Source organism: Halomonas sp. NPDC076908 (genome assembly GCF_050269715.1).
Taxonomy (GTDB): Bacteria; Pseudomonadota; Gammaproteobacteria; order Pseudomonadales; family Halomonadaceae; genus Vreelandella.
In genome coordinates this window covers 38,116-60,803 of record NZ_JBNNIW010000009.1, presented here as the reverse complement: position 1 = coordinate 60,803, position 22,688 = coordinate 38,116, and the positions used below count along the sequence as shown (strand labels likewise).

The 22,688-nt window shown below is 49.8% G+C and carries 17 protein-coding genes and 1 pseudogene; 14 read left to right on the top strand and 4 right to left on the bottom strand.

What is annotated here, in order from left to right; genetic code table 11:
* The first annotated feature begins 33 nt into the window (after positions 1-33).
* From ACQKE4_RS07240 to coq7, 4 genes are read left to right on the top strand one after another with little or no spacing between them, the layout of a single operon-like run.
* Positions 34-474: an acyl-CoA thioesterase gene (locus ACQKE4_RS07240; RefSeq protein ID WP_290837478.1), complete on the top strand. Its 441-nt coding sequence runs from the start codon at positions 34-36 to the stop codon at positions 472-474.
* A complete protein-coding gene (locus tag ACQKE4_RS07235; protein WP_290837480.1) occupies positions 474-1,346 on the top strand; it encodes a phosphoribulokinase in 873 nt (290 codons plus the stop codon). The genes ACQKE4_RS07240 and ACQKE4_RS07235 overlap by 1 nt, the downstream gene beginning before the upstream one ends.
* Positions 1,347-1,376: 30 nt before the next feature.
* Positions 1,377-1,718: a histidine triad nucleotide-binding protein gene (locus ACQKE4_RS07230; protein WP_290837482.1), complete on the top strand. Its 342-nt coding sequence runs from the start codon at positions 1,377-1,379 to the stop codon at positions 1,716-1,718.
* Positions 1,719-1,761: 43 nt separating this feature from the next.
* Positions 1,762-2,403: a 2-polyprenyl-3-methyl-6-methoxy-1,4-benzoquinone monooxygenase gene (coq7, locus tag ACQKE4_RS07225; RefSeq protein WP_427387578.1), complete on the top strand. Its 642-nt coding sequence runs from the start codon at positions 1,762-1,764 to the stop codon at positions 2,401-2,403.
* A 92-nt stretch (positions 2,404-2,495) separates the two neighbouring features.
* Here the strand turns inward: coq7 and ettA are convergent.
* The 3 genes and pseudogenes from ettA to ACQKE4_RS07210 form a co-directional block, all read right to left on the bottom strand.
* Positions 2,496-4,156, bottom strand: a pseudogene (gene ettA / locus ACQKE4_RS07220) (energy-dependent translational throttle protein EttA).
* 184 nt (positions 4,157-4,340) lie between these two features.
* Positions 4,341-4,553 carry a PA3496 family putative envelope integrity protein gene (locus ACQKE4_RS07215; RefSeq protein WP_290837496.1) on the bottom strand — a complete coding sequence of 71 codons (213 nt, stop codon included), beginning with the start codon at positions 4,551-4,553 and terminating at the stop codon, positions 4,341-4,343.
* A gap of 175 nt (positions 4,554-4,728) precedes the next feature.
* Positions 4,729-5,151, bottom strand: coding sequence for a PAS domain S-box protein (locus ACQKE4_RS07210; RefSeq protein WP_427387577.1), 423 nt, complete (start codon positions 5,149-5,151; stop codon positions 4,729-4,731).
* A gap of 452 nt (positions 5,152-5,603) precedes the next feature.
* Here ACQKE4_RS07210 and ACQKE4_RS07205 point away from each other — a divergent pair, with 452 nt between their 5' ends.
* The 8 genes from ACQKE4_RS07205 (at position 5,604) to ACQKE4_RS07170 (ending at position 18,469) form a co-directional block, all read left to right on the top strand.
* On the top strand, positions 5,604-5,873 hold the full coding sequence (locus ACQKE4_RS07205) for a SelT/SelW/SelH family protein (RefSeq protein ID WP_427387576.1): 270 nt from the start codon (positions 5,604-5,606) through the stop codon (positions 5,871-5,873).
* A complete protein-coding gene (locus ACQKE4_RS07200; RefSeq protein ID WP_427387575.1) occupies positions 5,870-6,748 on the top strand; it encodes a DMT family transporter in 879 nt (292 codons plus the stop codon). The genes ACQKE4_RS07205 and ACQKE4_RS07200 overlap by 4 nt, the downstream gene beginning before the upstream one ends.
* Before the next feature lie 205 nt (positions 6,749-6,953).
* Positions 6,954-7,382 (top strand): hypothetical protein, encoded by a 429-nt coding sequence (locus ACQKE4_RS07195; RefSeq protein WP_427387574.1) that lies wholly within the window; start codon positions 6,954-6,956, stop codon positions 7,380-7,382.
* Entirely contained in the window at positions 7,379-8,161 is a 783-nt protein-coding gene (gene bcsQ / locus ACQKE4_RS07190; protein WP_427387573.1) for a cellulose biosynthesis protein BcsQ, read from the top strand. The genes ACQKE4_RS07195 and bcsQ overlap by 4 nt, the downstream gene beginning before the upstream one ends.
* Positions 8,161-12,699: a UDP-forming cellulose synthase catalytic subunit gene (gene bcsA / locus ACQKE4_RS07185; protein WP_427387572.1), complete on the top strand. Its 4,539-nt coding sequence runs from the start codon at positions 8,161-8,163 to the stop codon at positions 12,697-12,699. Before bcsQ ends, bcsA begins: the two co-directional genes overlap by 1 nt.
* 71 nt (positions 12,700-12,770) lie before the next feature.
* A complete protein-coding gene (locus ACQKE4_RS07180; protein WP_427387571.1) occupies positions 12,771-16,958 on the top strand; it encodes a cellulose synthase subunit BcsC-related outer membrane protein in 4,188 nt (1,395 codons plus the stop codon).
* Positions 16,942-17,421 carry a cellulose biosynthesis protein BcsD gene (gene bcsD / locus ACQKE4_RS07175; RefSeq protein ID WP_427387570.1) on the top strand — a complete coding sequence of 160 codons (480 nt, stop codon included), beginning with the start codon at positions 16,942-16,944 and terminating at the stop codon, positions 17,419-17,421. The genes ACQKE4_RS07180 and bcsD overlap by 17 nt, the downstream gene beginning before the upstream one ends.
* A gap of 43 nt (positions 17,422-17,464) precedes the next feature.
* The gene (locus ACQKE4_RS07170; RefSeq protein ID WP_427387569.1) at positions 17,465-18,469 is read left to right on the top strand and encodes a glycosyl hydrolase family 8; all 1,005 of its coding nucleotides are present in this window, start codon (positions 17,465-17,467) and stop codon (positions 18,467-18,469) included.
* 117 nt (positions 18,470-18,586) lie between these two features.
* Here ACQKE4_RS07170 and ACQKE4_RS07165 read toward each other — a convergent pair whose 3' ends face one another.
* On the bottom strand, positions 18,587-19,288 hold the full coding sequence (locus tag ACQKE4_RS07165) for an arylesterase (protein ID WP_427387568.1): 702 nt from the start codon (positions 19,286-19,288) through the stop codon (positions 18,587-18,589).
* An 82-nt stretch (positions 19,289-19,370) separates the two neighbouring features.
* Here ACQKE4_RS07165 and ACQKE4_RS07160 point away from each other — a divergent pair, with 82 nt between their 5' ends.
* Together ACQKE4_RS07160 and ACQKE4_RS07155 are read left to right on the top strand one after the other, a co-directional pair.
* Positions 19,371-20,099, top strand: coding sequence for an ABC transporter ATP-binding protein (locus ACQKE4_RS07160; RefSeq protein WP_427387656.1), 729 nt, complete (start codon positions 19,371-19,373; stop codon positions 20,097-20,099).
* Positions 20,096-22,672, top strand: coding sequence for an ABC transporter permease (locus ACQKE4_RS07155; RefSeq protein ID WP_427387567.1), 2,577 nt, complete (start codon positions 20,096-20,098; stop codon positions 22,670-22,672). The genes ACQKE4_RS07160 and ACQKE4_RS07155 overlap by 4 nt, the downstream gene beginning before the upstream one ends.
* The last annotated feature ends 16 nt before the right edge of the window (positions 22,673-22,688 follow it).

The following is a 22,688-nucleotide window of genomic DNA, read 5'->3' as shown; positions in this document are numbered from 1 at the left end:
TGAATACCATCAGGCAGTGACGAGGAAATAGCTATGGAGCGTGTGAAGCTGGATTTTCCCGCTGAAGCGGTTATTCACCGTCACCCTCTGACGGTGCGGGTAACCGATATGAACTATGGCCGTCATTTGGGGCACGATGCCGTTGTATCGTTGCTCCATGAAGCGCGTATACAGGCTTTCGCAGCGCTTGATCTGCCTGAGTGGGATATGCATGGCCACCCCTCTGTAGTTGCCGATTTAGCGATCCAGTATCACAGTGAGGCCCGCTGGCCCGATGCGTTGCTTATTGAGACCGCTGTACCCGAGCCGCAAGGCAAAGCGTTAATTATTTACCAGCGTATTTATCAGGCAGATTCTGAACAGCTAGTCGCGACGTCACGAGTTAATCAGCTCTTAATTGATCTTGCCACGGGCCGCCCGGCTGAAGTGCCCACGCAGGTTATACAAGCGCTGGCGAATGCGAGGAGTGGCTGATGTCGCGTGAGTATCCGATTATAGCGGTGACCGGCTCTTCTGGAGCAGGCACTACCACTGTGCGGCGCAGCTTTGAGCGGATGTTTCTGCGCGAAGATGTGCATGCGGCCGTGGTTGATGGCGATGCCTTTCACCGCTATACCCGTGATGATCTGCACCGCATCTTCCGGGAAGAGCCGGAGCGCAAGGATGAGCTTTCTCACTTTGCCGTTGAAGCTAATTTGCTTGACCGTTTGGAAGGCCTGTTCAGCGAGTATGGTGAGCATGGGTCGGGTACCTTTAGGCATTATATTCATGCCGAAGATAAGCAGAAGATTGAAGCGGGTTACCGGGTAGGCACGTTTACCGAGTGGCAATCGCTGCCGTGCGGTACCGACCTGCTGTTTTACGAAGGACTGCATGGTGGGTTGGTAACTGAAGAGTTTGATATAGCCCGCCATGTAGATCTGCTGGTTGGCGTCGCACCGACCATGAATCTTGAGTGGATACAGAAGATTGATCGCGACACCAAGTTGCGTGGTTATTCTCAGGAAGCGGTGATTGACACCATTTTGGGCAGGATGGATGACTATGTCCGCTATATCCAGCCACAATTTTCGCGTACTCATATCAATTTTCAGCGTGTGCCCACCGTCGATACGTCTAACCCCTTTGAAGTGCAGGACATTCCAACAGACGCTGAGTCATTTGTCGTTATCCGCTTTCGGGATCCCTCGACCGTTGATTTTCCTTGGTTATTGGCGATGATTAAAGATTCGTTTATGACTCGCCCGCATACACTGGTCGTACCCGGCGCAAGAATGTCGCTAGCGATGGAGCTTATTCTTGCCCCTTTGGTTCGACATTTGTTGGCACAGCGGCGTTTTCGCTAATCGTGGCAGACAACAAGAATGGAGTGATATATGGATTGTCTTTTTTGTAAAATCATCAACCGCGAAATTCCTGCTGATATCGTTTATGAAGATGAGCACGTGCTGGCCTTTAATGATATTGGCCCTCAGGCGCCCACCCATCAATTGATCATTCCCAAAAAGCATATAGCGACATTAAACGATATAGATGAAGCTGATTTAGCGATGATTGGACGGCTGCAGTTTACGGCTGCCACACTTGCCAAGCAGCAGGGGTTTGCGGCAGATGGCTACCGTGTCGTGATGAATTGCAACGAAATGGGCGGACAAACGGTCTACCATATTCATATGCATTTGATGGGTGGGCGCGTATTTACTTGGCCTGCCGGTTAAATCTTGTAGACTGCGACTGCACCAAGAGGGAGGAGCTGTTGACATGGATCGCCAGCAAAGCCGTTCAGATCGAATGATTCACCAGTTCGACACACTTTTACGTACTTTAATGCCCCATGCGGCTGTTCCTCAACGTGTGACACCTGCGCAAGGGGTTGTCGACGGTGTGTTGGACGATCAGGAGCGTCGTCATGCGGCAGGCTTAATGCGCATTAACCATACGGGGGAAGTGTGCGCCCAGGCGCTATATCAGGGTCAGAGCGTTACAGCAAAGCTTCCTCACGGGCGCAGGCAGATGGAGCAGGCGGCATTAGAAGAGATCGATCATTTGGCCTGGTGTGATGAACGCCTGGAACAATTAGGTAGCCGCCCAAGCTACTTAAACCCTCTCTTTTACGTCGCTTCATTTGGTGTTGGTGCCGTAACCGGGGCAGTCAGTGATCGCGTCAGTTTGGGCTTGGTAGCAGCAACTGAAGAACGTTTGGGTAGGCATATTGATGCGCACCAAACGTCGCTACCCGCAGCAGATCACCGTTCCCGTGCCATCCTACGGAAAATGGCTGTTGATGAGGCGCACCATGCTCATCTTGCATTGGAAGCGGGCGGTATACGCTTTCCAGCACCAGTGAAATGGGGTATGGGGCTAGTCTCCAAAGTGATGACCAAGAGCGTCTATCATATTTAACATTCGTATCATATTTAATACCCATTGCTAAACGCTCTGCAAAAAAACGCCTCGCAGTGCGAGGCGTTTGACGTTCAGTTTAACAGCCGTTATTAAGCATCAATACGCTTGTATTTCATGCGCTTAGGCGTGTCGTTGCCGACACGCTTTTTATGATCCTCTTCGTACTCGGCATAGTTGCCTTCAAATAGCACGACTTCGGAGTCGCCTTCGAAAGCCATAATATGGGTCGCGATACGGTCCAGGAACCAACGATCGTGAGAGATCACCATGGCGCAGCCAGGGAAGGCCAGCAGGGCTTCTTCCAGCGCACGCAAGTTTCGATATCCAGGTCATTGGATGGCTCATCAAGCAGGAGAACGTTAGCCCCTTGTTTGAGCGTTTGGGCAAGCTGTAGGCGTCCGCGCTCACCACCGGAGAGCTCCGATAAGCGCTTCTGCTGGTCGTTACCTTTGAAGTTAAAGCGACCGACGTAAGCACGGGAAGAGACTTCATAACCGTTAATGTTCAGGATGTCCTGTCCATCTGAAACGGCTTCCCATACGGTTTGTTTGTCGTCTAAAGCGTCGCGTAACTGTTCAACGTAAGCAATATCGACTGTTTCGCCGATCGTTACTTCACCGGCATCGGGCTGCTCTTTACCCGTGATCAGCTTGAATAGGGTTGATTTACCCGCACCGTTACCACCCACAATGCCGACAATCGCACCATGGGGAATAGTGAACGAGAGATCTTGATAAAGCAGTTTGTCTTCAAAACGCTTAGTGACGTTATGAAAATCAATAACGTTGTCGCCCAAGCGTGGTCCTGGCGGAATGTAAATTTCGTTAGTTTCATTACGCTTTTGGAAATCGCCTGACTGCATCTCTTCGAAGCGATTAAGGCGGGCTTTGCTCTTCGCCTGACGGCCTTTGGCATTACTGCGCACCCATTCAAGCTCCTGCTTGATGGCTTTCTGACGAGAGGCTTCTTGCTTAGCCTCCTGGTTCAAGCGCTGATCTTTCTGCTCTAGCCATTGAGAGTAGTTTCCCTCAAACGGAATGCCATGGCCACGGTCAAGCTCTAGTATCCAGCCCGCCACGTTATCCAGGAAGTAGCGGTCGTGGGTGATCGCCACAACGGTGCCGTTATAGTCATGCAGGAAGCGCTCAAGCCACGCCACCGATTCTGCATCCAGGTGGTTGGTAGGCTCATCCAACAACAGCATATCGGGGCTTGAGAGCAGCAGGCGACATAGCGCCACACGTCGCCGCTCACCGCCAGAAAGGTTGCCAACTTTAGCATCCCAAGGGGGCAAGCGCAGTGCTTCAGCAGCGACTTCGAGCTTGCGCTCTAAGTTGTGCGCATCAGCTGCTTCAATAATGTTTTCAAGTCGCGCCTGCTCGCTCGCTAGGGCGTCAAAGTCAGCATCCGGCTCGGCATAGGCTGAATAAACCGCGTCTAGCTTTTCTTGCGCTTCTTTGATCGCTCCAAGGGCTTCCTCGACCGTGTCGCGGACGTTTTTCTCATCATCTAGCTGCGGTTCCTGAGGAAGATAGCCAACATTGATACCGGGCATCGGACGAGCTTCACCTTCAAACTCTTTATCGACACCGGCCATAATGCGTAGCAGTGTGGATTTACCCGAACCGTTAAGGCCCAGCACGCCTATTTTGGCGCCAGGGAAAAACGATAACGAAATATTTTTAAGAATTTGCTTTTTGGGCGGCACTACTTTGCCAACCCTGTTCATGGTGAAAACGTATTGCGCCATGGAAATCCGTTAGGTTGATGGAAAGAGGATAATCGGCAGCAGTAAGCTACTGGCTAGATGCAGATGATAGTGGTCTACGTAAGGAAAGGCTAGGTAGCGTGACAGTCAAACTGGCTGGGCCTACTCAATGCAGGAGAAGGCCAAGCCGTTTCTGAGCATACTGTTAAGCGCAGTGAGTTGGGATTTACTCTTCTTCTTCCCAGTCATCTTCAATTACACGCTGTAATCGACGCTCTTCTAGCCATGCTTCGACCTGGCGACGAGCGCGTAGGCTATCTGCCTTACTAGGTTTACTTTTACCGTAGTGGTCATCATTAACGGCATCTAGGCTTTCGAACTCGTCAGAGTCGAGTGCATCGGTAGTAAAGGTTTCACGACTTAAGGGGTCACGGCTCATGATATGCCCTCCAACCCAGCCAGCGTACCGGCATCACAATGGCTTCACGCATTCAGTAAATGGTATGAAGCGCCTAGCGCAGTTTAAGCGCCTTGCCGCTATATAACGCCAGTTGGGATGAAGTTCAAGTCTTGATGGCCGTTTTTAAAGAGAAAGTTGATTATTTGCTGTTTTCTCATTGATTTTGAAGCTCTACAAGCGCTAGCTGTGCCGCAACGCGTTCAGTAACATCCTTCTGTACGCCAATGTAATACATTAGCTTATCTGCCTCGTCATAGACCGGTGTGATGGATAGTTCATTCCAAAACATGGTGCCGTCTTTACGATAATTACGCAGTATTTCACGAGAAGGACGCCCATCTTTCAGTGCCTCACGAATGGAGATGAGTGAATCCTGGTCGCGGTCTTCATTCTGAAGAAAACGGCAGTCGCGATATAGAATTTCATCCGCACTATAGCCCGTTAAGCGCTCAAAGCCTTTATTGACATAAATGAGGATATTTTCATCCCCTTCCTGCTCAGCGACGACAATGCCGTCTTCCGATGCATCAATAATACGTTCGAGCAGCTCTGGACTGATCAATGGAGATCGTTTCATCAAGGGGTTCCTGTTGCAGCTCCAGTCCTTTCCGTCGGCTACGGTAGTCACTTTCACCGATAGCCAAACGGGATTTCCAATCACTTATTATAGGCAAGATAATAAATGTCCCAATGGGTAGTTACTATCCGGCTCCATCATGGCGAGCGTCGCCATATATTGCAATCTTGAGCACTATCTTAGCGTTAGCGGCGACGAGTTTCCTATAATTCCTGCACCGCTACTCAACCTTAGGTATTTATTGAGTTCTCAGCATTACCCTCGATGCTACGCCAGCAAGAATTAACAACAAGGTAGCGCTTCTAAATAGCTGAGCAAGTGCGCCTATTAGCCCCTCTGTTGGCAACGACTGATTCTGTCGCCAATTGGAGGGCATTTCGAGCTGTTTCAAGCCATCTCAAGATGACAAAATATCCATAAAAATGCCATTTTGCTTAATTAGGAGATCCAGAATGTCACGTATTCAGATTCGCTATTGTACTCAGTGCCAGTGGTTGTTGCGCAGTGCTTGGTATGCTCAAGAGCTACTTTCCACTTTTGGTGAAGCATTAAGTGAGGTCTCTTTAGCCCCATCCCATGGCGGTGCTTTTGAGATTTGGTATGAAGAAATATTACTCTGGGAACGCAAGCGCGATGGCGGCTTTCCAGATATTAAACTTCTGAAACAGCAGGTACGAGATCAGTTGGACCCAGATCGCGACTTAGGACACATTGACCGATGAGCCAGGATCGGCAAGCGATTTTCTATGGCTTAGGGGCCGTTGCGCTGTGGTCTACGGTGGCCACGGCATTTAAGGTGGCGCTCGCTTGGATGAGCCCGCTGGAATTGATGTGGATAGCTGCGCTTGTTTCTTGGGCATTGATGGGCGCGCTAGTCATCAAGCGTGGGGAAATGGCTATTGCACTAAGGAGTGGCTGGAGAACCGCTGCTTGGGCGGGGTTAATGAACCCGGTGGCCTACTACTTGGTGCTATTTGCCGCCTATGATCGTTTGCCAGGCCAGGAGGCCATGGCGCTGAATTATACATGGGCGTTGGCAATGGCTTTTTTAGCGGTGCCTATGCTGGGGCATCGCTTAACGCGCATGGATATTGTCGCTGGGTTAGTCGCTTACGCGGGGGTATGGGTGATAGCGACGCGCGGCGAAGTGTTCAATGTCTCCTTTGCCGACCCTTTAGGCGTGGTGCTGGCGCTGGCGTCGACACTGCTATGGGCGCTTTATTGGCTGCTCAATGCGCGTGATCACCGCCCACCGTTAGTCGGCCAATGGCAAAATTTCAGCGTTGGCTTGCCTGTATTGACCCTATTGTTACTACTTGTTGGCCCAGGTTTACAGTGGCACGGGTGGCCAGCCTTTGGCGCTGGGGTTTATGTGGGGCTGTTTGAAATGGGTATTGCGTTCATCCTATGGCAGATGGCTGTTCATAAAGTGTCACGCACGGCTAAGGTTTCAAATCTGATTTTCCTTTCTCCCCCAGTATCGCTTCTGCTGCTGCTCTTGGTAGTGGGTGAGCCTATTTTGCCTTCTACTCTGGTGGGCCTGGTATTAATACTGCTGGGGTTAGGGCTTCAGAGTCAGCAGAAAAGTGTTTGGTGAATGTGTAGCATGGTAATCAAAGGTTTCTGTTTGTTGCGTTATTATTTTTATCCCTTGATATACGATGTGATCTCATATAAAAGTCATTGAAATCACTAATGCCACAGCATGGGTGTATTTCCTCTACACTCATGAAATGTCATTACAAAAATTGTATGACGTTTGAGTGGAAAGCTGTCGCTACAAACGAGGTTTTAACAAAAGCATGAGCACAAATACAGATGATACGCTAATCGACAGGGTGGGTGACGAGTTCGAATACCGGAAATTTGCAACTGATTCGACTTACTCTAGCGAGCAGCAGCGTTGGAAATTACTTGATGGTATTGCAAAGCATGCCCCGGGTATTGCTCGAAAGGGGGCTGAGCGCGCTAGGAATGCCCCCATTCCGCCTATCCAAGTACAAGAACGTAACGAAACGTTAGCCCCAGAGCGAGCCGCCACTCCTCGGCAAGAGACTACTTTTAGGTCACCTCATCCTACTGCCCACTTTGAGCAGCCTGCTACCGTGAAACCTACAGGGCGCTCATTTAGCCACCTGTTTGAAGTTTATACAAATAATGAAGAAGAGCAAAAGCAAACGGATATTAAAAGAACATCGCTTAAAGCGTTGTTAAGGCAAATTAATTCATGACACTTATTTGCGTTGCCTCTCCTAAGGGCGGAGTTGGTAAAACAACATTGACAGCCAATCTTGCATACACAATGCAGCGTCAGGGTTTCAATGTCACTGTCATCGATTTTGATAGTCAAGATGCATTGAAACTACACTTTGGCATTGCTTTCAATGATCCTCAGGGATATGTGAGTGAAGCAACGTCTAACCCTTTCTGGCATGAAATGGTTAGAACCACATCAAGTGGTATTGATCTGCTCGCTTATGGTCATACGACTCGGGAAGAGCGTTACCGTTTTGAAAGTTTTTTAGCGAATGATCCGAAGGCGCTTTATCAAGCGCTGAAAGGTTTCTATGGATCTCAAGATGATGTGTTGTTAGTGGATTTGCCTCCAGGGCACTCTATTGCCTTGGATGCGGTTTGCCAGTTAAAGCCATTATGCATAACCGCATTGCTTGCAGACAGTGCGTCATTGGCAGTTTTACCTTCGATAGAAGAGGGAGGCTTCTATCCTGAGAGTATTGATAGACATTCATATTATGTTATTAACCAGTTTGATCTGCGCAGTGAGCTTAGCCGTGATGTATATGCTCTTTTAAAGGAGCGTTTGGGCGCCTCTCTTCTGGGGTCAGTGCATCGTGATCCAGCCGTTTCTGAAGCCCATGCTCTGCAGGTTTCAGTGCTGCAGCACGCTTACACCTCAGCAGTCGTAAATGATTTAGAAAATATTGCTCATAACCTCGTGCGATTAATGCCAGATGCTGCTTTATTGCAAATTCGCCAGGAAGGTGAGTAATGAAAAATCTGTTTTATAAAGCATGGATTATCCTTTTGTTATTAGTGTGTGCGCCTATTCTGATAATTGTTATTTCAACACCTATGACGTTGAATAATCAATTGGCTTTTGGAGGTATTACCGCTTTACTATTATTAGTGATGGGACAGGTGAACTCGCCACGTATACGCTTAGCAATGGCTTTGATAACAGTAATGACCGCGAGCCGTTATCTTTATTGGCGGGTAACGGAAACGTTGGTTACTGACGGTTTACTAGAGCCAATTTTGAGTTTCGGTCTTTTGGCAGCAGAAGGGTATGCTTGGCTTGTCTTAGTGCTAAGTTTTTTTCAGTCAGCTTGGTTGCTTGAGCGAAAAATTGTTCCACTACCTAAAGAAGTTTCTGAGTGGCCCACAGTAGATGTATATATACCAACCTATAATGAAAGTTTAGATGTAGTCCGTGATACGGTGCTTGCAGCTCAAAACCTGGATTATCCTGCTGATAAGATCAATGTATATCTTTTAGATGATGGGAAAAGAGCCGAGTTTGGGGCTTTTGCATCTCAGGCAGGTGTAGGCTACATAACGCGTTCGGATAACAAGCATGCAAAAGCGGGGAACTTAAATAACGCTCTTCAGAAAACGAAAGGAGAGCTGATTTGTATTTTTGACTGTGACCATATTACCACACGAATTTTTTTGCAGGCGACTGTAGGTGCATTTGTTGTTGATGATTCTTTAGCCGTAATACAAACACCTCACCACTTCTATTCTCCCGACCCCTTTGAACGTAATCTGGTAAGTGGACGAGAAGTACCTCATGAGGGTGAGCTTTTTTACGGACCTATTCAGAAGGGTAATGATTACTGGAACGCAACTTTCTTTTGTGGTTCCTGTGCCGTTATACGTCGTAGTGCTTTAGAAGAAATTGGCGGTTTTGCTGTTGAAACAGTCACTGAGGATGCTCATACAGCTCTAAAATTACAAAGAAAAGGATGGTCTACCGCCTATTTAGGAATACCGCTTGCTGCAGGGCTGGCAACCGAGCGCCTTGCTCTGCATATTGTTCAGCGCGCACGCTGGGCTCGTGGCATGACTCAGATTTTGCGTCGTGATAATCCTCTCTTAGGTAGAGGATTGAGCATACCTCAGCGATTATGCTATCTAAGCGCAATGCTTCACTTCCAGTTTCCGCTGGCACGATTTGTATTTTTAACAGCCCCCTTAGCGTATCTGTTATTTGGTCTTAATATTATTCAAGCCTCTCCACAGTCTGTAGCGGTTTATGTACTGCCACATCTTTTTGCCGTTGTTTATACCAATGCCAAACTTGTAGGACAGTATCGCTATACATTTTGGAATGAAATATATGAAACTGTTCTGACTTTCCATTTGCTTAAACCATCTATTGTGACGCTTTTTAATCCTAATCGTGGGAAGTTTGATGTTACTGAAAAAGGGGGACGGCTGGATCGAAGCTTTTTTGATTTTAATGTGACGCGCCCACACCTTTTTTTATTGGCCTTACTGACTGCCGGAGCGATATGGGGAGTTATTCGTTTAGTTTGGTGGAACCCTGAAGGTGAGCAGTTAAGTGTGCTGCTTTTCAATTTAGTATGGGCCTCGTTCAGCGCTTTCTTTTTAATGGCGGCGATATCTGTTGGCAGCGAACAAAAGCAGGTTCGCGAATATGTGCGAATTAAGTTGAGTCGCCCTGTGGTTTTACATCTTACTGGTGGCTACACCCTATCGGCCATGACTCAAAATCTTTCAATGGGCGGTATTCAAATTGCGGGTATAGCAGGCTTTCCAAAAGATTCACGTATTGATTTTGTCGAAATGGAGTTCGATAACAGTCATGTGCTCTTTCCGGTACATATAGTCACCCAAGATAGCCAACATATCCGTCTCCGCTTCGGTAGTTTAAATGTTGCGCAACGTCGTCAACTAGTCAAACTTGTTATGGGGCGTGCAGATGCATGGCTACAGAAAAGAAAGCTACCTCAGGATCAGCCACTGCGTTCTATGTGGACAGTCATCCGAGCTGTGACAGGGCTTTTCTTTAGGAACTGGAAAGAGCGCCGCTTATTTGCAGGAGGAGGGGCGAATACACCTCAAGCAAAACAGCCAGAGCCAGGTACCACAAACTCCGCACCGATGAGCGCATCAGTAACCCAGGTCACTACTTCTATCTCTACATGGGTGTGGCGTATGGTGTTAGTTGCACTAATTGTTATTGGTATCATGTCCACTCAGCGAGCCTGGAGCCAAGCGCTAGAGACCCAAATACTACCTCGCGAAGCAACTTTTTTAATGATGGAGTCACCATCAGTTGATGCCGCTGAGCTACCTGACGTTGAGGTTAGTGCTCAGGGAGGGCTCGCTTTTAATATGCCAGCCCCAACTCGGGAGCGTATTTATCCCCTTTTAAATCAAATGGACGATATAGAGCCTAACCCTTTACGTATACAGGGTAATGGAGCGCAGGCTGGCGTTGAGTTTTCATTGCGCAGTGATGAAGTGTCTACCGGAGCCATATTGCATTTGGATCTCCGCTATTCTGACTTGCTTCTGGAGGGGCTTAGCCGGCTGGATGTTACACTTAATGGTATTGTAGTAGACACCCTTGAGCTTGATCGCTTTACCGCTGACCAGCTAGTAGCAGAGATTGCTATTCCACCTGAGCTAATTGTTACTTATAACACCTTATTACTTAGTATTGCGGGCCAAACATTAGAACAGTGTAATAATCTTTTGAGCCAAGATATTTGGGTAGAGATTCTGCCCAGTTCAACGCTTACTGTTGATGTCCAGTCGTTACCTCCGATAAGTGGTTTAGCTAATTTGCCTGCTCCTTTTTTCGATGTGGCAGATATGGAGCGTCTGGTGCTGCCCTTCGTAATGCCTGCTCAACCATCAGAAATTTTACTTAATGCGAGTGCCATTATAGCGTCACATTTCGCTATACAGTCGGATTTTAGGGGAGCCGACTTCCCAGTACACCATACGCAAATACCTGATCAACACTCAGTAGTGATCGGCACCCCTGATCAAATGCCATTAGGGGTGGAGTTGCCTAGCATCGAAGGTCCAACATTACTTCAGTATGCTAATCCTAATAACGCAATGTATCGCCTGCTCATTGTAACGGGACAAACAGAACAGGATGTCAAAGTCGCTGCAACTTATCTAGCCAGTTACCAAGAGAGATTAAATGGGGATAGTGAGCAGGTTAGCGTACCCCAGTTAACACCCCGAGAGCCCTATGATGCGCCTAATTGGCAGGCGCTCAATGAACCGATATTCCTTAATAGCATGATAAGCGGAGCTGAGATGGTAGGTGAGGGTATTCGCCCTCCACCTCAAAATTATAGTTTCCGCCTGCCACCGAATATGCACCTATGGCCGGGTGATGATGTTACGTTGGAAATAGGTTACGAATTTCCACGTGGAGAGTGGTTAAATGAAAGCGATTCTCGTTTGGAGGTTGGCCTTAATGGATCTTATCTTGGCTCATTGCCTGTTGAGAAACGATCATTAGCTTGGGAAGCCTGGCGCTTACTAGGTAATGATATTCGCCAAGAACGAGCCACCTTACGCATACCTCAAGAACAGTTATATGGAAATAATCAGCTCAATTTCTATTTCAATATGGCGGTCAATTTACCTCAGGATGGGTGCGAACTAGGCCTTCCTGATCGTGTTGAAACGCTAATTTATCCAGACTCCTATTTAGATATGAGTGATGCTCAGCACTTTGCGGCGCTACCTGAGCTTTCATATTGGCTGAGTGCTGGCTTTCCATTTACTCAGTGGGCGGATTTATCCCAAACTACTTTGCTATTTGCGAACGAACCTGATGCTGTTGAGATCAGTACTGCACTTGGTTTGATTGGTCGCATGGGCGCCTCAACAGGTTATCCCAGTATTGCATTGGATGTTCGCAAAGGCTTGACGTTGAATGACAGCCTAGCTCAGCGAGATATCCTGGTAGTTGCCCGTGCTGACCAATTAGAAAATAGCGAACTTAATGATCGAATTGATCCATTCAGTATAGAACAAGGCGCTTTACGTGTTACTCCTTTAAGCTTGCTAAATAGGCTCAATCTATGGGCGCAGGCTCAATGGGGAAGAGACGTTGAGCGCTCGCGTAACCGACTTGGTAGCCAAGCTCCAGAGCAAGTCTTAATGGGGGTGCGCTCACCTCTTAACCCGATGAGAAGCATCGTCATAGCAACCGCCTTTCACGATGAAGGCATGCGTACGTTACCGGCTACTATCGATCAGCCTCACATCAGTCGCCAAGCGGTAGGTGACTTAGTAATGATATCTCCTAGACAGGAAGTAAGTGCGTATCAAGTTGGTCCTCGGACTGCCCGTGGGGAAATGGTTTGGCACCGTTTAATCCGCTGGTATGCCGGCCAATACATCATTCCCATGTTATTAGCCATGGGGACGGTACTACTTTTGCTGGCTGGACTTCTTTATAGCACTCTCAAACGTCGAGCACTGCGTCGAGCAAATATGGGTAATAACACGCACGCTGGCGGGGAATAAATATGCATACGCCCATACCTACTTCCAAGAAATTCACAAAGCGACTTTTGCTAAGCGCCTTAGCCTGTTGCATGCCTATTACCTCGGTATTAGGTCAAGAAAACTCGCAAAGTGCCCTAGATGCTTTGTTACGTCAGGCAGATTTCTGGCAAGAGAATCAGCGCCCAGATTTAGCTCGACAAGCGTTAGAGCGTTATCTCACCGGTAGGCCAGACGACCCTGAGGTCCTTTTCCGATTGGCGCGTCAAGCATTGGCAGATGATCAGCCTGATCAAGCTGAGCAGTGGGCACGTCGGTTAGAGCAGGCATCACCTAATAATCCCCGGCTAATTGAGTTAGACCAACTTCAGCAAGGCGATGAGTTAGACACTACTCAGTTGAACCGTGCTCGTCAGCTAGCCCGTGCTAATCGCTATGCAGAGTCGGCATCTGCCTATCGCGAGCTGTTCGGTGGGGAGACACCACCTCGTGGTCTTGCCGTTGAATATTATCAAACCCTCGCAGGTGGTAGTGATATCCAGTGGCGGGAGGCGCGTGACGGTTTACGTCAGTTTAGCAATGATTATCCTGAAGACGGCCCTCTAAACCGAGCACTGGGAGAGGTCTTAACTTATCGTGAGGGAACTCGGCGAGAGGGGATTGATCGGCTGGCTCAGTTAGCACGACAAGGCGGCTCGGAAGCAGGTACTGCACGCAGTGCTTGGCGACAAGCCCTGCTTTGGCTAGAAGCCACCCCGGCTGACCAAACGCTTTACCAAGCTTATGTACAAGCCAACCCAGACGATAGCGAAGTTTTACAACGCTTTGAAGAATCAACTGCTCAGAACAGTCGTTCAGTGGGATTTACAGCACTTCAGTCTGGGGAGCTAGGCAGCGCTGAGCAGTCGTTTCGTCAAGCGCTCGATGATAATCCGCAAGATGCCGAAGCAAAGGGTGGGTTGGGTCTTATCCTGTTACGAAGGCAGCAGTTTGCCCAGGCTAGAGATTTACTAGCTGAAGCAATGGATGAAGCACCTGATCGACGTGAGCAGTGGGCAGCGGCTTATCAAAGCGCCGCTTTCTATGCTCGTTTGGGAGAAGCTCGGCGCTTAGCTGAGGCAAATAATCTTGAACAAGCGCTTGGTCAAGTGCGACCACTCACCCAGCAGCGTGGTGATGCAGGACGGGCCGCACGATTATTAGAAGCAGATATTCTGCGTCGACAGCAGCGCCTTGATGCAGCAGAACAGGCCTACCGATCTCTACTTGAAGAGCGGCAGAACGATGTAGACGCTCGCGTAGGCTTAGTCCAAGTATTAACGGATAAAGGCGACTGGGCAGCTGCACAGCAAATTGCTCAGGCGCTACCGGAAGGTGCTCGTAGCCAAATTGGCGGATTAACCACTGCGCAAGTGGAGGCACTGCGTCGTCAAGCGCAGCAGCAGGATAGTTTTGGGGCTGAAACGGCGCTTCGCGAAGCACTTGATTTATCGCCAAATGATCCTTGGGCGCGCCTCGACTTAGCGCGGGTTTTGGCTGATCAATCACGCCCTGATGAAGCGCAAGCCTTGATGGTGCCTTTTCAAAGCGGAAGTGCCACACCCGACCAACGGTATGCCGCTGCGTTATTTGCTTCCGAGCAGGAACGTTGGTCAGAAACCCAGCGTCTGCTATCTGGGATTCCGGCCAATGCGCTAACCGCTGATATGCAATCACTTCAGCAGCAGGCGCAAATTCAGCAGCCACTTACACAGGCGCTCTCACAGCTCGAGCAGGGTAATCAGGTCGCTGCCATTGGCTCGCTTCAGCAGCTATACCTTCGCTATGGAGACTCCGACCTTACGCCAAGTCAGGTTAGTCAAATTGCAGGTGCTTTGTCTGAAGCTGGTGCACACAGTGAAGCCTTGCGGTGGGTAGAGCGGGATTTGGCTCGTGGAATTGATGAGCAAGCTCCCAATGATTATATCAACCATGTCCTGATAATGGCTCAGGCTGGTCGACCCGAGGCTGCCCGCCAATTGCTTAATCGCTTAGCAGCAAACCCTCAATGGCAAGAAAATCAAGATGTATTGGCAGCAGAGCGTGGTTTAGCGATTATAGAAGCAGATCAATTGCGTCAGAGTGGTCGTTTAGCGAGTGCTTATGACCGGCTAGCAGAGTCAATGCAGCAATCACCTGATGATGAGGAACTGTTGCTGGCGATGGGGCGTATATATACAGATGGAGGGCGGCAGGCTCAAGCTGAACAGATATACACCTATGTTCTTACTCGACACCCTGAGAGCGAACAGGCCCTGCAAGGTGCAGTGCAAACGGCACTTTCTAATAATCGGCCTCGTCAAGCGAGTCAGCTACTAAGTCGCTATGCGCCACCGCAACAAACATCAGAGACACTGTTGTTAAGTGCTCAAGTAGCACGTGCTAATGGTGAGAGCCTTGAGGCGCTTGCTTTATTGAGTCAAGCCCGGCAACGCTTAAGTGGTCAAGAAGGAGGGGTGGCAGCGCTTGCACAAGGGCAAAATCCTTTTACTGATAGATCTAGACGTACGGCAAGTGGCTCGCAACGGCCTAGTTGGCTGCCGGGCACAACTCGTGAGGTTAGTAGCGACACGATGATGGCTGAAACGGTAGTGTTAGCACCTACCACAAGTCAACGGATAGAGGAGCTTTCAAGGGAAATCAGACGCGAGCGGGCACCCAGAGTAGCCACTGAGTTTGCTTTTAACCTGCGCGATGGGGAAGGTGGATTAAGCCAGCAAGATCGTATTGAAGCCCCACTGCGTTTTTCAGCCATGCCTTTTGGTGAGGGACGTTTTGAGGTGGTAGTCACGCCTACTCAAGTGACGGCCGGTGCGCCTGAAGGAGATGCGTTACGGCGATATGGCAGTGGAGCTATAGGTGAGAGTGCCATCACGTTATTCGATCAAACTTTGGCGGAATTAGCTCCTATTTACGATCAAATGCAATCGACTATTGGAAATTTCCGTACTGCTCAAAGTCTTGTCGTTGAATCAGAGCGTAATGTAGCTAACGCCTTAAGGCGTATCCAAGCGGCACCTAACGAACAAGAGGTTGTTCGTTTAACAGAAGAGCTTGAAAATGCACAAATATTACTTAATGAGCGTGCTGAAAACCTACAAATCGCGGAAGGATTTTTAGAAGATGCAAGGCAACGTAGTCCTTTATTTGAAGCGCTACTTTCAGACTTAAATCAAGATCAACGTGATTTTGTCTTAGGTTATTTAGGTGAGGTTGGTATTGATGCTTTGACCTTAGAAAATATTTTTGATGGGTTAAGGCCAGTTTTCACTTCAGAAGAGGATTTCATTGAAAGTAGGCAACAAATCGAGACCGCACTAGCAGATATACAAGGACGTTTACAAACGGCTGTGTTATCAGCGCGCCCCTCCAGTTTGCGCGATAGCGGTACTGGATTAGAGCTTAGCTATGAGCATCGTAATGCAAAATTAGATTTTGGCAGTACGCCCCTTGGATTTGAAGAAACTAATCTAGTGGGTGGAATCAACTGGCGACCAGAGATTGCCGAAAATACATCGCTGAATTTCACTGTTGAACGTCGAGCAGTGAAAGATAGCGTGCTCTCATATGCCGGTGCCTACGATGCTTATTCAGGCGACACCTGGGGCGGTGTTGTCAGTACCGGTGGCAGTGCCGGTATCAATTATGATACTGAAGCGGGAGGGCTTTATGCGGATATAGGTACTTACCGTTATACCGGTAATAACGTTGCCGATAACCAATCATATGAGCTTTCTCTCGGTGGCTATGCTCGGCCGATCAATAACGAGCGTCGCCAACTGCAAACCGGCGTGCATGTGTCTGTCATGGCATTTGATGATGACCTGAGCCACTTTACCTATGGGCATGGAGGGTATTTTAGCCCGCAGGATTATGTCAGCGTGGCCTTCCCAATCAATTACCAAGAGAACGTCACCGACCAGTTAACGTTGGGTGGTTATATTGCTCCTGGGTTCCAAAGCTATAGCACTGACGACAGCGACTATTTCCCGACCGACCCAGAGTCACAAGCGTTGCTTGATGTGTTTACTGCTTTAGGTGCTACCCCGGCGTCTCGTTATGCTGGAGAGAGTGAGAGCGGAGTGGGGCTTTCCTTCGGTGGAGCCATGGAGTACCAAATGACCTCGGAGCTTTCCCTTGGCGGGCGAGTAGATTTTAATAGTTTTGGTGATTATAACGACACATCCGCTAGCATGTTTATGAACTACACCTTTGGAGATAGCGGTGAACGAGCCAGATAATTATTCCCAGTACATTGAGTATTATGCTAAGCATCACTGTAGTACCCAGTGGCGGCTTTTTTTAGAGTTGGTTTTTGATGAGCTCTCAAGCAGTGCAGGCAAAGAGGAATCCTCTGGTTTTTGGCGCCATATTGGTGGCCGAATAGCATCAGAAATGCCCATTGGAGAGTGTGCAACGCTAGAGCTACTTGAGGGTGCTATCAACGATATATTAGGGCAGTTGGACTGGGGCTGGGCAAGCATCACCGCTGATAACCAAAAAATGCATATTTGTCATACTGCTTGTCCAGCCCCTGGAGCATCTCGGGAGCGTATAGAAATTAGCTTACTCGCAATGTCAGCAGTATTGGAGGGGCTATATCAGGGATGGCTGCAGCAGCAAGGTGGGGATATTGATGTTCCTATCCGTTGTACCAGTCGCAATCTGGAAAAACGGGAATGCACTTTCCTCTATGGCCGTTAGCAGCTTTAAATGATTGAGCTGCACGTTTAAGGACTGACCGAAAATGTTGAATCGGTTTATGTTAAGCACTGGGCTTCTTATATGTATGCTTATCAGTGCATGTGCGGCCCAAGCTGATTCAGCTTGGAGCGTGTATCGTGAGCGCTTCGTGAGCGCTGAGGGGCGGGTCATTGATACAGGCAACAACAGTATAAGTCACTCTGAAGGTCAAGGTTGGGGCATGATGCTTGCGCAGCATTATGACGACCAAGAAACCTTCGATCAGTTATGGCGTTGGACCCGCCGCCACCTAAGTAGACCGGATGTGTCTCTTTTTTCATGGCGATATGATCCCCGGGATAAGCCTGCCGTTTGTGACTTAAACAATGCGACTGATGGAGATTTATTTATCGCATGGGCGTTGCACTTAGCCGCTGAACGTTGGAACAACGCTAATTACGCGAGTGCTTCAAGAAGTATAAGAGACGCTATATTAGAAAACCTTACTTATGAAATGGCTGGTTTTCAGGTACTGCTACCAGGGATAGAGGGATTTCGGCGTGATAAATCAGTAGATATCAATCTTTCTTATTGGTTTCTACCCGCCTTGCGAGACTTTGCAGCAATAGAGCCCGATGAGCCATGGCAGCAGCTGATTGATGACGGGGTTGAGTTACTGGACGAAGCGCGCTTTGGTGCCTATTTATTGCCAACAGATTGGGTTCAGTTGACTCAACAAGGTGAATTGACTCCGGCGGCTAATTGGGAGCCGCGTTTTGGCTTTGATGCGGTGCGCATCCCGCTTTATTTTGTTTGGGGAGGACGTGCAGAAGCGAGCGGAGTTGGTAGCATTACTGCCTTCTGGAATGATCCTGCTCATCAGCCACCCCCTGCTTGGGTTAATGTGGTGAGTGAAGAGCGCGCTGAATACGCTGTTTCGCGTGGAGTGGATGCGATTAGAGCTTTTGCAAGTAGTCAAACGCTGCCTAGCGCAACCCCTCAGTCCCAAGATGATTACTTTTCAGCGACACTGCTGCTTTTAACCCATATGGCAGAAGATATGCGCTAATAATGCCTAGCAACTGTTTGTAGCAACTGTTTGTAACAACTATTTGTAAAAACTATTATAAATCTCTACCACCTAGCTGTTTTTTTAAATAGTAAATAGTGGTGGTAGAGGTACCTCTTACTCAACGGCTGCCTGATACGACGTTTCTAACATCGGTTCAAGTGCGGGCCACACGTTATCTAGAATAATCGGTTGAGCGTCCGCGGTAGGATGAATGCCATCGCTTTGCATTAACGTACTTTCGAGCGCAACGTCTTCAAGTAAAAACGGCACTAATGGCACGTCATACTCCTCGGCCAGCGAGTGGTAGACGCCGGTAAATGCATCACGGTAGGCCTGGCCATAATTGGGCGGTATATCAATGCCGAGCAGTAATACTTGCGCGCCTGCGTCTTGGCTTTGTTCAATCATCGCCGCTAAATTAGCCTGCATTTGAGTAGGGGCGAGGCCGCGTAATCCGTCGTTGCCTCCTAATTCAAGTAGAACAATATCCGGCTGGCGTTGTCCGATAATGTTAGCAAATCGTTGTGCGCCTCCAGACGTCGTTTCACCGCTAATACTTGCGTTTATAACACGTGCATCACCCGCTAAACGCTCTGCCAAGAGGTACACCCAGCCCTCTTCGCGCTCTATGCCGTATGCTGCGCTTAAACTGTCGCCCATGACCAGTAACGTAGGGACAGCTTCTGAGTTTGTAGAAGTTGAGCCAGTTGGTTCTGCGTTGACAGCTGACGAGGTAAAGGCGACTACCAGTAGTACTACTCCTACAGGTACCATACGGTTTAGTCCACACCAAGCTACAGGGATGCTTCGCTTCATGCCTTACTCCTCTGATAAAACTGCAAATTCTTCTACTGATCAAGCTGATCACCAGCATCTTACCGACCACCAAGTCACCCGTATGGTTCCCCATGGTACTGCTGGGCAGCCCGTCCTACACGCTGATAAGCTCTCCAAAGAAGTCACTAGCGGTGAGCGCTCACTGACTATCTTACATGACCTATCGCTTAGCGTAGCGGCAGGTGAAAGCGTTGCAATATTGGGTAAGAGCGGTGCGGGTAAATCAACGTTACTTGGCCTGTTGGCTGGTTTAGATACCCCCAGTGATGGCGAGCTAACGCTGTTCGGGCAAGCGCTTAGCCGCCTGGATGAAGATGGTCGTGCGGCGCTGCGTGCCGGTAGAGTGGGCTTTGTATTTCAAAATTTTCAGCTGTTACCTACCTTGAGCGCACTTGAAAACGTCTTGTTGCCACTGGAACTTTCACCGCGTGCGGGCGAAACGCAAACCGCCGTACAGTGGCTAACCCGCGTAGGGCTGGGCGAGCGGGTGGAGCATCTACCTAAACAACTTTCTGGTGGCGAGCAGCAGCGGGTGGCGGTTGCCCGTGCCTTTGTGACCGACCCAGAGTTAGTCTTCGCCGATGAACCCACAGGCAACCTGGACCCAGATACCGGTGCGCAAATCATTGATTTGTTATTTACCTTAAATCGTGAAGCGGGTACCACGCTAATCCTCGTCACCCACGACCACGCGCTAGCGCGCCGCTGTGACCGTTGCTTGCGCTTGGACCACGGACGTCTGGAACCCTTTGTGCCTGCCAGCGCTGTAAGTGAAGAGGGAGCACAATGAGTGATGTGAATTGGCGTTTGGCAATGCGCAGTCTCAAGCGAGACCTGCGCGCTGCCGATGTTAGAGCTCTGTTTATTGCATTAGTATTGGCCGTAGCGGCTTCCACCATGATTGCTTTTTTTCTCGATCGCTTAGAGCGCGGCTTGGAGCGGCAGGCTGGGCAAATGCTGGGTGGCGATCTAGTGTTGGAACAGCGCGATCCTTTTTCCGATGAGCTTCGGGCCAATTTAGAAGAGGCAGGCTTTACGTTAAGCGATCAGGTGGATCTCGTCTCGATGATCAGCCGCGGCGACCAGTTCCAGCCTGCGAGCCTGAAAGCGGTTGATGATGTCTATCCTCATTACGGGGTCTCCCATGTCGACTTTGGTAATGGCACCGAGCAAATAGCCTCTGGTCCACCGCCGGGAGAGGCCTGGGCTGACCCACGGCTAGTGCAGTTGATTGAAATTGAGCTCGGTGACCGGGTGCAGGTAGGCCAAACTGAGCTTACCGTGACGGGCATTGTTGAGCGTGAAGCGGATCAGTCTGGCGGCTTTGGCAATTTTAATCCGCGCTTAATGCTTAATACGGCGGATCTAGAAGCGACAGGGCTTGTGCAACAGGGATCTCGAGTAGAGTTTGAAATTTTAGCGGCGGGTTCACCTTCCGCGCTGGATCAGGTTCAAGGGCTGCTCGCGGAACTACGCCGTGACGGAGTAGAGGTGCGGGATGTGCGGGTTGATCGCCCCCAGCTTGGTAATGCACTGGAGCGCGCTGAAAGCTATTTGGGGTTAGCAGGGTTGGCTGCCGTATTGTTGGCGGGGGTAGCCGTGGCGATGTCTACCCGGCGCTACGTGGAACGCCACTTGGATACCGCCGCACTGCTGCGCTGTTTTGGGGCCAGCCAGCGCCAATTAGTGACTATTTTTAGCCTGCAACTGCTGGGCTTAGCGCTAGTAGCCGCCGTGATTGGGGCGCTGCTAGGGCTGGTCGGCCAAGCGATACTGCTCTGGCTGTTGGTAAGTTTCCTACCTATGACACTCCCACCACCGGGACTGATGCCGCTTGGCCTGGGTGTGTTCACCGCTCTGGCTGTTTTGGTGGGATTTGCAGGCCCAACGCTACTGCGTATTAAGCAAGTCAGTGCGCTAAAAGTGCTACGACGTGAGCTAGATCCATTGCCACCCTCTGCCTGGCTCGTTGTGGGCGTGGCCAGTACTGTGTTTGGCGGCTTGTTATGGCTCTATTCGGGCAGCCTGCCATTGGCTATTGCGCTATTAATCGGCGGCGCGATGCTTCTCGGCTTGCTGTGGTTGATTAGCGCGTTTCTGCTCAGCGCTTTGCTGAAGGGCGTGCAGCGCTTATCAGGAAGCAGTGAATGGTCCCAGGCGCTGCGTTTGGGCGGTCGCCAATTGGCTCGTCGGCGCCAAGCAGGGCTGGGCCAGCTGTTAGCGTTCTCGGTCACTTTCTTTGCCATGGCGATGATAGTGTTGGTACGCGGCGACCTGTTAAGTACCTGGCAAGACCAATTGCCTGATAACACCCCCAACTATTTTGCTATCAATATTCAGCCTTCAGAGCGTGGCCCTTTCGAAGCTGCGGTATCGCCCCGGGTAGATACCCAAAGTACGCTGTATCCCATGGTCCGCGGTCGTGTGATTGCGATAAATGATCAGTCACCACAAGACGCCGTGCCAGAAGATGCCCGCGGTGATAACTCGCTGCGCCGCGAGCTCAACCTGACCTGGCAAGTAGAGTTGCCTGAGGGCAACGCAGTGGTGGCTGGGGAGTGGTTTTCGGCTGCAGAGGTAGAAGAAAACACTGAATCAGGCCAAGGCTGGATGAGTGCAGTAGAGGCAACGCCTCAGGCGGCGCCAGTGCCTATTTCGATGGAGGATGGATTAGCCAACCGGCTAGGACTTGGGATTGGCGACGAAATGACGTTTTCCGTCGGCAGTGATGAAATCGTTACGCAAATCACCAGTCTTCGCAGCCTGAATTGGGACAGTTTTCAGCCTAATTTCTTTGTAATTTTCCCTCCTGGCGTGTTGGAGCAGTTTGGCCATAGCTACATCACTGCGTTTCACTTACCTGAAGCGGAAGAGGGGTTGATCCGCGAGTTGATCACGGATTTCCCCGGTGTTTCATTGCTCAATGTCGATGCGATTTTAGGTCAGGTGCGCGATGTACTCACCCAGGTCACGCGAGCAGTGGAGTTAGTGCTTGCCTTGGTGCTTTTAGCAGGCATTAGCGTGCTTTATGCAGCGCTAACCGCAAGCCGTCCGGTGCGCGCCCACGAAAGCGGCCTACTGCGTGTGTTCGGAGCGGGCACTCGAATGATTTCACGGGTGCAGGGAGCCGAGTACGCTCTGTTAGGGTTTGCCAGTGGTTTGATGGGCGCGGTGTTGGCAGAGCTTGCGACAGGGGCTCTCTATATTTACTGGCTGGATCTCACGCCGCGCTTTCACCTGGGGCTATGGGTTTTCCTACCGCTGGGGGGGGCGCTGATGATTGGCGTGATTGGGCATGCGCTTTCTCGCGGGCTACGGCGCCAAGCCCCGGCGGCTAGTCTTGGTCTACTTGGGGAGGCGTAATAGCTATCTAGCTAAC

Bases quoted from the DNA above. Each gene is read 5' to 3' on its own strand.
- ACQKE4_RS07240 (WP_290837478.1), top strand. From the start codon at position 34: ATGGAGCGTGTGAAGCTGGATTTTCCCGCTGAAGCGGTTATTCACCGT.
- ACQKE4_RS07235 (WP_290837480.1), top strand. From the start codon at position 474: ATGTCGCGTGAGTATCCGATTATAGCGGTGACCGGCTCTTCTGGAGCA.
- ACQKE4_RS07230 (WP_290837482.1), top strand. From the start codon at position 1,377: ATGGATTGTCTTTTTTGTAAAATCATCAACCGCGAAATTCCTGCTGAT.
- coq7 (WP_427387578.1), top strand. From the start codon at position 1,762: ATGGATCGCCAGCAAAGCCGTTCAGATCGAATGATTCACCAGTTCGAC.
- ACQKE4_RS07215 (WP_290837496.1), bottom strand. From the start codon at position 4,553: ATGAGCCGTGACCCCTTAAGTCGTGAAACCTTTACTACCGATGCACTC.
- ACQKE4_RS07210 (WP_427387577.1), bottom strand. From the start codon at position 5,151: ATGAAACGATCTCCATTGATCAGTCCAGAGCTGCTCGAACGTATTATT.
- ACQKE4_RS07205 (WP_427387576.1), top strand. From the start codon at position 5,604: ATGTCACGTATTCAGATTCGCTATTGTACTCAGTGCCAGTGGTTGTTG.
- ACQKE4_RS07200 (WP_427387575.1), top strand. From the start codon at position 5,870: ATGAGCCAGGATCGGCAAGCGATTTTCTATGGCTTAGGGGCCGTTGCG.
- ACQKE4_RS07195 (WP_427387574.1), top strand. From the start codon at position 6,954: ATGAGCACAAATACAGATGATACGCTAATCGACAGGGTGGGTGACGAG.
- bcsQ (WP_427387573.1), top strand. From the start codon at position 7,379: ATGACACTTATTTGCGTTGCCTCTCCTAAGGGCGGAGTTGGTAAAACA.
- bcsA (WP_427387572.1), top strand. From the start codon at position 8,161: ATGAAAAATCTGTTTTATAAAGCATGGATTATCCTTTTGTTATTAGTG.
- ACQKE4_RS07180 (WP_427387571.1), top strand. From the start codon at position 12,771: ATGCCTATTACCTCGGTATTAGGTCAAGAAAACTCGCAAAGTGCCCTA.
- ACQKE4_RS07170 (WP_427387569.1), top strand. From the start codon at position 17,465: ATGTTGAATCGGTTTATGTTAAGCACTGGGCTTCTTATATGTATGCTT.
- ACQKE4_RS07165 (WP_427387568.1), bottom strand. From the start codon at position 19,288: ATGAAGCGAAGCATCCCTGTAGCTTGGTGTGGACTAAACCGTATGGTA.
- ACQKE4_RS07160 (WP_427387656.1), top strand. From the start codon at position 19,371: ATGGTTCCCCATGGTACTGCTGGGCAGCCCGTCCTACACGCTGATAAG.
- ACQKE4_RS07155 (WP_427387567.1), top strand. From the start codon at position 20,096: ATGAGTGATGTGAATTGGCGTTTGGCAATGCGCAGTCTCAAGCGAGAC.